This window comes from Carboxylicivirga sp., from assembly GCF_982718395.1.
This window is the reverse complement of the sequence record NZ_CEXQWX010000210.1, coordinates 1-9451: the sequence shown is the minus strand read 5'-3', so window position 1 is coordinate 9451 and position 9451 is coordinate 1. Positions and strand designations below refer to the sequence as shown.

Genomic DNA, 9451 nt, shown 5'->3' with positions numbered 1-9451 from the left:
TTACAGAATATTGAGTGCTTCGGTTGAAACAAATTATCAACCGGCCACATTGTCACCTGCAAAGATCAATACATCAAGAAAAGAGTATTTGCACAAATCTTATATAAAAGGTGGAGTTGGTAATTATAGTACTTTCTTAGGGGAGTTGGGCTATAATATATTAGCTGATGAGAAATATGTACTTGGGCTTAATGTGGGGCATTTAAGTTCCTTTGGTGATATTACATTAGAAAATGATGTAACAGCAGATGCTCCATACGGAAACACATGGGCAGCTGCCGATTTTAAGCATTTTTTCGATGATAAAACCTTGAATGTCAATATTGACTTTATTCACAATACATATAGGTATTATGGATTTCAAACACTGAATTCAGATAATACTTATTGGCTATCGACAGGCAATGGAACAGGTAACTTAATTCCCGGAAATGACCTTATTCCTGATGACAAACAAAGGTTATCTGGCTTCAAGGCTAGTATTGGAATTGCTAATAATGAATCAGATGAGAGAAAGACAAAATACTCAATAAATGGCGAAATAGATGCATTTGGCAACCGAACTGGAGTTAATCAACTTGGTTTTAATATTGGAGGCACATTATATCGTCCTGTCAACAATATTGGATTTGGGCTTGAAGCTTTAATTGGTGGATATAAAACCAGTGTACCAGATACAATAGGTCCAATGTTCACTTTCAATGATCGTTCGCAAACAATTATTAAAGTTAATCCTTCATTAAATTTTAATTTTGATCGTGCTCGTTTAAAAGTAGGACTCTTAATTGCTGGTGTTATTGATACACAAGGTGATGAGTTTTATCTTACACCTGATATTTTAGGTGAGCTAACTGTTGTTGAAGGAATTGCTACTGTCTATGGTGGTATTACGGGTAAGGTCAATCTTAATGATTACCGGAGCATTCAATACGAAAATATTTTCGCATCACCCGATGTTAATGTTAAGTCATCAGTTTATGGGTTAAATTTGATTGCAGGAATTAAGGGTAACTTTAGTTCTTCCACATCATTTGCGGCAGGTGTTGAATATGGTTTTTTTAATAATGAACATTTTTGGATTAACAAAAACTACCAGCTCCCACCACCTTCACCTGAGGTTATGGGCAATTATCATCATTCAAACCTTTTTGATGTGGTATATGATGATGGTTCTTTACTGACCGTTAAAGGAGAATTGTTATACAAACCTAAGGCTGGGGTAGAAATTAATCTGGAAGGAGCCTATTATGGTTGGAACCTTGATGATTTGAAGGAAGCCTGGCATATGCCAGAAGTGGAGTTGGGAGCAAGGGCTAATTTTAATGTATTAAAGAACGTTTATGCATCACTTGGAGTTAAATACCTTGGTGAAAGAATGGCTTTTGATATTTCAGAAGAAGATCAGGTAAAGAAATTGAAGGGTGTAGTAGATTTAAATATTGGAGGCGAATATTACTTTAGTAAACAGTGGTCGTTTTGGGTTTCAGTAAACAATCTGGCGGCTACCAAGTATTATAAATGGAATGGATATCCGATGCAAGGTTTAAATGCAAAAGCTGGGGTTATTTATGCTTTTTAAGTAGATGTGAAAAGATATAATATTACTGGCTAATTTGCATTTAAAAATCATCATTTAAAAACGATTTAAATGATGATTTTTGCTATATTTGTGAGTCTTTCGAAAGGAAGGACTTTCTTGACCGGTTAAGCCGGTTTTTTTACGCTTTTCAAAAGAATATAAGATGAGTGATCAGGTAAATGAGAATTTAAATAAACAAGGTGAATATAGCGCCAGTAGTATTACCGTTTTAGAAGGTCTGGAAGCTGTTCGTAAGCGTCCTGCGATGTATATCGGTGATGTTGGTGAAAAAGGACTGCACCACTTGGTGTATGAGGTGGTTGATAACTCGATTGATGAAGCATTGGCTGGCCATTGTGATTCCATTGAAGTAGTTATACACGAAGATAATTCAATTACAGTTAGTGATAATGGTCGTGGTATTCCAACCGATTTTCACGAAAAGGAAGGAAAGTCAGCTTTAGAGGTGGTTATGACTGTTCTTCATGCCGGAGGTAAGTTCGATAAAGATTCATATAAAGTCTCAGGTGGTTTACATGGTGTTGGTGTATCTTGTGTTAACGCCTTGTCAACAATGTTAAAGGCTGAGGTTCATCGTGGTGGAAAAATCCATACTCAGGAATACTCTGTTGGTAAGCCTGTCACTGAAATCATAGAAGTTGGTACGACTGATCGCACAGGAACCAAGGTTACATTTAGACCAGATGATTCTATTTTTAATACGACCACATATAAATTTTCAATTCTTGCCAACCGATTAAGAGAACTTTCCTTTTTGAATAAGGGCATTAAAATTCGTTTAACCGATGAGCGTGAGTTGGATGAGAATGAAGAGGTTAAAAGTGAAGAGTATTTTTCAGAGAGAGGACTTGAAGAATTTGTTGAGTTTATTGATGAATCACGTGAGAAATTAATCGATAAGGCTATTCATATTTCAACAGAGAAAAATGAAATTCCTGTTGAGATTGCAATTCTCTATAATACGTCTTTCTCAGAAAATATCTATTCCTACGTTAATAATATCAACACGATTGAAGGAGGTACTCATTTGACAGGTTTTCGTCGTGGTTTGACACGTACATTAAAGTCATTTGCAGAGAAATCTGGCATGTTGAGCAAATTAAAATTCGACATTAACGGAGATGACTTTCGTGAGGGCTTGACCGCTGTCATTGCGGGTAAAGTGGCAGAACCGCAGTTTGAAGGACAAACCAAAACAAAATTGGGTAATGGAGAGGTGAGTTTGTCTGTTGATCAGGCAGTGAGTACAATGTTGACAAACTATCTGGAGGAAAATCCAAAGGATGCCAAAGACATTGTTAGCAAAGTGATTCTTGCGGCTCAGGCAAGACATGCAGCAAGAAAAGCCCGAGAGTTAGTTCAACGCAAAAGTGTACTTAGTGGAGGAGGATTACCAGGTAAATTGGCCGATTGTTCTGATAAAGATCCTGCTGCCTGTGAAGTATTCCTTGTTGAGGGAGATTCTGCGGGTGGAACCGCAAAACAAGGACGAGACCGTAAATTTCAGGCGATTTTACCGCTACGTGGTAAGATTCTGAATGTTGAAAAGGCCCTTCAGCATAAGGTTTTCGAGAATGACGAAATCAAAAATATCTTTACCGCACTGGGAGTAACAATTGGTACTGAGGAAGATAGTAAGGCTCTTAATTTGGAAAAGCTGCGTTACCATAAGATAGTCATCATGTGTGATGCCGACGTGGACGGTAGCCACATTGCAACACTTATCATGACCTTCTTCTTCAGGTATATGAAATCCTTGATTGAAAACGGGTATTTATATATTGCCACACCTCCTTTGTATTTAGTGAAGAAGGGGCAAAAGCAGACATATTGTTGGAACGAGGATCAACGCTTACGCTTAGTTGAAGACTGGGGTGGAGGAAAAGAAAGTTCTCTGCACATTCAACGTTACAAAGGTCTTGGTGAGATGAATGCTGAGCAGTTATGGGAGACAACAATGAATCCTGAAGAAAGAACATTACGTCAGGTTACTATTGAAAGCGCAACAGAGGCTGATAGAGTGTTCTCAATGCTGATGGGTGATGATGTACCACCTCGAAAAGAATTTATTGAAGAGAATGCAACGTATGCAAACATTGATGCATAATAAACAGAACAGAATATAAAGGAAAGAGCTCATTTTGAGCTCTTTTTTTATGACTTAAACATTGATTGTTCCACTAAATACAAATTTTGCCGGACCTTCCAGCCAAATGTTTTTGAATGTTTTGTCTTCGGCAGAGAAGAACACTCTTAACTTTCCTCCCATCACATTTATATTGAAATCTGAAAAATGAGGTTTTTGTAGATGAGCAGAAATAGCACACGCAACAACACCCGTTCCACATGCTAATGTTTCATCTTCAACTCCGCGCTCATAGGTGCGGACCGTTATTTCATTTTCATCATTGAAATTAACAAAGTTTACGTTGGTGCCATCAGGAGCATATGTTGCAGAATTACGAACGCTTCGTCCTTCATCGACTACATTTACTGACTTAACATCTTCGATAAATTTAACATGGTGTGGCGACCCTGTGTCCAGAAAAGTATGTGTATCTGTTATGGTAATTTTATCTACATCAATCATTTTTAAAGTAACGATGTCATCTTTATAGGATGCGTGATGTTCACCATCAACCGCCATAAAAGCGAATCTGTCAGGCGTTTTTACAACACCTTGATGGACTGCAAATGCTGCTATACATCTGCCGCCATTCCCACACATTGAAGCTTCATGACCATCGCTATTGAAATATCTCATTGTGAAGTCTAATGTCGAATGACTCTCCAGAAGCATTAATCCGTCTCCTCCGATACCGAACTTTCTGTCACAAAGTCGGTTTATTAACTTGACATTCTCACCATCAAAATCACCATTTCTATTATCGACTATAACGAAATCATTACCTGTTCCCTGATATTTACTAAACGAAATTGTCTTCATCTGTATGGTTTGTTTGTTATTAAAAAGTAAACAATTGACAAAACGTCGTGTTTAGCTTACAAAAATACGCTGATATGACAGAATTACCTTAATGTTTGGCAAAAAAACGTTAAGGTCAAGTTAAAGTTCATATGCGGTATAATTATTGAAACTTTAGATTTTGTATCTTACATTAAATGGATATAAAAAATGTTAAAAATCAATTATAACCACTACAGCGATATGTTATAAGATTTTTAAACCTAACAGTAACACTTAAAAGAATATTTATATGAATGCAAAAAAGTTTTTTTACACATTCGCAATTGCGGTGATAAGTGCCGTGACAGGTGTTTATGTATTCTCGCACATCAATAAAAGCGAACCAAAGGTTATTACTATTAAAGAAGAGGTCCCATCGGTTGGACATTTTACATCTACTTTAACTCAGGCAACATTACCAGATTTAACAGAAGCTGCGGAAAATAGTGTTCACGCTGTGGTACACGTTAAAACAAAAAGTAGAGGAAAGGATTACTATTCAGGTAATCCATTCTATGACTTCTTTTTTGGTCCTGGTAGCGGATATCGTCAGCAGCCACAGCCGGTTATGGGAGCTGGTTCAGGTGTAATTCTAACCACAGATGGATATATTATTACAAACAATCATGTTATTGACAAAGCTGATGAAATTGAAGTCACATTAAACGACAGGAGAACATTTGCTGCTACTCTGATTGGAGCTGATCCAACATCTGATATTGCCGTAATTAAAATAGAAGCTTCAGATCTTCCATTTATTCCTTATGGTGATTCTGATCGATTAAAAATAGGAGAGTGGGTATTGGCTGTTGGTAATCCTTTTAATTTAACCTCAACAGTAACAGCAGGTATTGTTAGTGCTAAAGCGCGAAGCATTAACATTATTGCAAATCAGAACCAGACACTTGGAGTTGAGGCTTTTATTCAGACAGATGCTGCGGTCAATCCAGGAAACAGCGGAGGCGCCTTGGTGAATCAACGTGGAGAATTGGTTGGTATTAATACAGCTATAGCTTCACGCACTGGTTCTTTTACAGGCTACTCATTTGCAGTTCCTGTAACGATTGCTAAAAAAGTTGTGGCAGATCTTATGGAGTTTGGCGAAGTTCAACGAGGCTTGTTGGGAGTTAGTATTATTGAAGTAAGTAATGTTCCGGAAGAATTGACTGATGAGCTGAATGTCACAATAGAAAAAATAGAGGGAGTATTTATAGGTAGTGTAGCACCGGATGGTGGAGCCGAAGAGGCTGGATTAAAGGCTGGTGATATTATTCTATCGGTAAATGGTGAAGGTGTAAATTCAGTTCCGGAATTGCAGGAACGGGTAAGTATGCATCGTCCTGGAGAGAAAGTGAATTTAATTGTGCTTAGGGATGGAAAACAGAAACCTTTTGTTGTAACTTTACGTAATATACGCGGAACAACCGGGATTATTTCTTCCAATAAATTTGATGAAACTTTAGGAGCAAAACTTGAAGCAGTATCAAGCAATAATTTACGACGTCTTGGCGTTCGATATGGTATACAAGTTGCAGAGGTAGGAAATGGTAGTTTACGTCAAAGTGGAGTAAAGGATGGTTACATAATAACAAAGGTCAATGATCAGGTAATAAAGAGTGTTGAAGATTTTAAAACTGCTGTTACCAACGCAAAAGAAGGATTATTCTTGACGGGAATATATCCAAACGGAAGAGTGGTATATTATGCGGTTAATCTTAACGAATAAAATGTTTTCCGGCTAAACGGCACTAAAGGTTGGAAAACTACCGAAAATGTAGTACTTTTGTGCCGGATTTTTTTTAAGGAATATGAGACAACTCAAGATAACTAAGTCGATTACTAATCGCGAAAGCGCATCTCTGGATAAGTATTTACAGGAAATTGGTCGTGAAGAATTAATTTCTGTAGAGGAAGAAGTAGAGTTAGCTCAGCGTATTAAGAAAGGTGATCAGATCGCACTGGAGAAACTGACAAGAGCAAACCTTCGTTTTGTGGTGTCTGTTGCGAAGCAATATCAGAATCAAGGGTTAAGCCTACCAGATTTAATTAATGAGGGTAATCTGGGGTTGATAAAAGCGGCGGAGAAGTTTGATGAAACCAGGGGATTTAAGTTTATTTCATATGCCGTTTGGTGGATTAGACAATCTATCTTACAAGCTTTAGCTGAACAGTCTCGTATTGTACGTTTACCCCTAAACCAGGTTGGTTCGTTGAATAAGATTAACAAGGCTTATTCAAAGTTCGAACAGGAAAATGAGCGTAAACCTTCTCCAGAGGAATTAGCAGACAAGTTGGAGCTACCGGCTGAAAAAGTTGCTGATACGATGCGAGTTTCTGGGCGTCATATTTCTGTTGATGCACCATTTGTGGAAGGAGAAGACAATAGCTTGCTTGATGTGTTAGTTAATAGTGATTCGCCTAATGCTGATAAATCATTAATTAATGAGTCGTTGGCAAGGGAGATTGAACGAGCTTTAGCTACTTTAACTGAAAGAGAAAGTGATATTATTAAGTTATTTTTTGGAATAGGTTGTCAGGAAATGACTTTAGAAGAGATTGGTGAACGTTTCGGATTAACACGTGAGCGTGTTCGTCAGATTAAAGAAAAAGCGATTCGTAGATTAAGACACACTTCTCGAAGTAAGTTACTAAAGTCGTATTTAGGATAAAATATAGATATAATGCAAAAGGAAAGCCTCGAATTATTTCGAGGCTTTTTTGTTTATTAATTCTTCGAGACGTTTTATTTCATCTCTATGTTGCGCAGCTGTAATGAAATCCAGTTCTTTAGCAGCTCTTTGCATTTCTTTTCTTGTTTTCTCAATTGTTTTCTTCAATGCATCGGTACTCATATAAGATACAACGGGATCAGCTGCAATATCTGATACTTCAGGCTCAATGTAAGCCTTCGCATTTGATGAAGATTCAATAATTGAGCTTAATTGTTTATTTATTTGTTTTGGCGTAATATTATTGTCCTCATTGTATTTGAGCTGTTTTTCTCTTCTGTACAAGGTGGAATCTATAGTTGCCTGCATGCTTTTTGTAATCTTATCAGCATACATAATTACACGACCATTAATGTTACGTGCAGCACGACCTGCTGTTTGTGTAAGAGAACGTTCTGAACGTAGAAAACCTTCTTTATCAGCGTCTAATATCGCAACGAGTGAAACTTCCGGTAAATCTAATCCTTCTCTTAATAGATTAACTCCAATTAAAACGTCAAACGTTCCAAGCCGAAGGTTTTCCATTATTTTAACTCTCTCCAATGTATCAACATCTGAATGGATGTATTCGCATTTAATTGATAAGCGGGTTAAATATTTACTGAGCTCCTCAGCCATTCGCTTTGTGAGAGTTGTAACTAAAATTCGCTCGTTTTTCTCAATCCTGTCGTTAATCTCATTAATAAGATCATCAATCTGGTTTTGACTGGGGCGAACATCTATTTCAGGATCAAGTAAACCTGTGGGTCTGATAAGTTGCTCCACAACAATCCCTTCTGCTTTCTCTAATTCATATTCGGCTGGCGTAGCACTAACATATATAATCTGATTGACTAAGGATTCAAATTCCTCGAACTTAAGAGGCCGATTATCCATGGCGGCCGGGAGTCTGAATCCATATTCAACCAAGTTTTGTTTGCGCGATTTATCACCTCCGTACATCGCTCGAATTTGAGGTATTGTAACATGACTTTCATCTATGACGATTAAAAAATCATCAGGAAAATAATCAAGTAAACAGAAGGGGCGGGTGCCTTCTTTTCTTCCATCAAAGTAACGAGAATAATTCTCAATGCCAGGGCAATATCCGAGTTCACGAATCATCTCCAGATCATAATTGACGCGTTCGTCCAGACGTTTGGCTTCCTGCGATTTGTTATTTTCTTTCAGAAAGGCTAAATGAGCTGTTAGATCATCTTGAATTTCTCTTATAGCTTGTTGTGTTCGTTCTTTAGAAGTAATGAAAATATTGGCGGGATAAATGGTAATTTCATTCATCGCTTCGATGCGCTTACCATTCTCCGGGTGGAAAGTCTCTATTTCTTCAATTTCATCACCCCAAAAAATAATCCGACAAGCATAATCAGCATATGCAAGAAAGATCTCAACTGTATCACCTTTAACACGAAAGTTACCTCTTTCAAACATTACCTCATTTCGGGAATATAGACTGTCAACCAATTGCCTCAAAAAGGCATTTCTCGAATGTGACATTCCTTTGTTTATCTTGATGACTCCAGAGTGAAAATCTTCTGGGTTTCCAATACCGTATAAGCATGATACAGATGATACAACAATTACATCCCGACGACCAGACAATAATGCAGAAGTGGCACTTAGTCGAAGCTTCTCTATTTCGTCGTTAATAGAAAGATCTTTTTCAATATAGGTATCTGTAACTGGCAGGTAAGCTTCCGGTTGGTAATAATCGTAATAGGATACAAAATACTCGACAGCATTATCTGGAAAAAACTGTTTGAATTCTCCATAAAGCTGAGCTGCCAATGTTTTGTTATGAGATAATATTAGGGTGGGACGTTGAACCTTCTCAATAACATTTGCAACTGTGAATGTTTTACCAGAACCGGTTACTCCAAGTAATGACTGATGTTTACTAGTATCAAATATACCCTGTGACAACTGCTCAATCGCCTGTGGTTGATCACCTGTTGGACTGAAATCTGAAATAATCTTGAGTTCCATATTATGGAATATAAACTTTAAACTCTAAAACACAAAAAAGAGTTGCAAATTGCAACTCTTTGGCTTAAGTATAGATATTGTTATCTTTTCTTTCTTCGTTTTCTGTTAACTGTTTTTAGATTTCTCTTCGAACCACTCTTATATTGAGAGCGTGTCTTTAAATAAGCTTTT

General features: G+C 37.3%; 6 protein-coding genes. 4 read left to right on the top strand and 2 right to left on the bottom strand.

The features are described 5' to 3' along the window. Together AC4MRQ_RS23340 and gyrB are read left to right on the top strand one after the other, a co-directional pair. Positions 1-1579: hypothetical protein (locus tag AC4MRQ_RS23340; RefSeq protein ID WP_491200139.1), on the top strand; the 1579-nt coding region annotated here is incomplete at its 5' end. Between the two features lie 163 nt (positions 1580-1742). After that, the gene (gene gyrB, locus AC4MRQ_RS23335; protein WP_491200138.1) at positions 1743-3707 is read left to right on the top strand and encodes a DNA topoisomerase (ATP-hydrolyzing) subunit B; all 1965 of its coding nucleotides are present in this window, start codon (positions 1743-1745) and stop codon (positions 3705-3707) included. A gap of 54 nt (positions 3708-3761) precedes the next feature. Here the strand turns inward: gyrB and dapF are convergent, their stop codons facing one another. Next, positions 3762-4547 (bottom strand): diaminopimelate epimerase, encoded by a 786-nt coding sequence (gene dapF / locus AC4MRQ_RS23330; RefSeq protein WP_491200137.1) that lies wholly within the window; start codon positions 4545-4547, stop codon positions 3762-3764. A gap of 271 nt (positions 4548-4818) precedes the next feature. Between dapF and AC4MRQ_RS23325 the strand changes: the two genes are divergently transcribed. Both AC4MRQ_RS23325 and AC4MRQ_RS23320 read left to right on the top strand, forming a co-directional pair. Then, positions 4819-6294 (top strand): Do family serine endopeptidase, encoded by a 1476-nt coding sequence (locus AC4MRQ_RS23325; RefSeq protein ID WP_491200136.1) that lies wholly within the window; start codon positions 4819-4821, stop codon positions 6292-6294. A gap of 82 nt (positions 6295-6376) precedes the next feature. Then, positions 6377-7237: a sigma-70 family RNA polymerase sigma factor gene (locus AC4MRQ_RS23320; RefSeq protein ID WP_143302693.1), complete on the top strand. Its 861-nt coding sequence runs from the start codon at positions 6377-6379 to the stop codon at positions 7235-7237. Positions 7238-7270: 33 nt separating this feature from the next. Here AC4MRQ_RS23320 and uvrB read toward each other — a convergent pair whose 3' ends face one another. Beyond that, positions 7271-9280, bottom strand: a complete 2010-nt coding sequence (uvrB, locus tag AC4MRQ_RS23315) for an excinuclease ABC subunit UvrB (protein ID WP_491200135.1) — start codon at positions 9278-9280, stop codon at positions 7271-7273. Positions 9281-9451: the final 171 nt, after the last annotated feature.

Bases quoted from the DNA above. Each gene is read 5' to 3' on its own strand.
- gyrB (WP_491200138.1), top strand. From the start codon at position 1,743: ATGAGTGATCAGGTAAATGAGAATTTAAATAAACAAGGTGAATATAGC.
- dapF (WP_491200137.1), bottom strand. From the start codon at position 4,547: ATGAAGACAATTTCGTTTAGTAAATATCAGGGAACAGGTAATGATTTC.
- AC4MRQ_RS23325 (WP_491200136.1), top strand. From the start codon at position 4,819: ATGAATGCAAAAAAGTTTTTTTACACATTCGCAATTGCGGTGATAAGT.
- AC4MRQ_RS23320 (WP_143302693.1), top strand. From the start codon at position 6,377: ATGAGACAACTCAAGATAACTAAGTCGATTACTAATCGCGAAAGCGCA.
- uvrB (WP_491200135.1), bottom strand. From the start codon at position 9,280: ATGGAACTCAAGATTATTTCAGATTTCAGTCCAACAGGTGATCAACCA.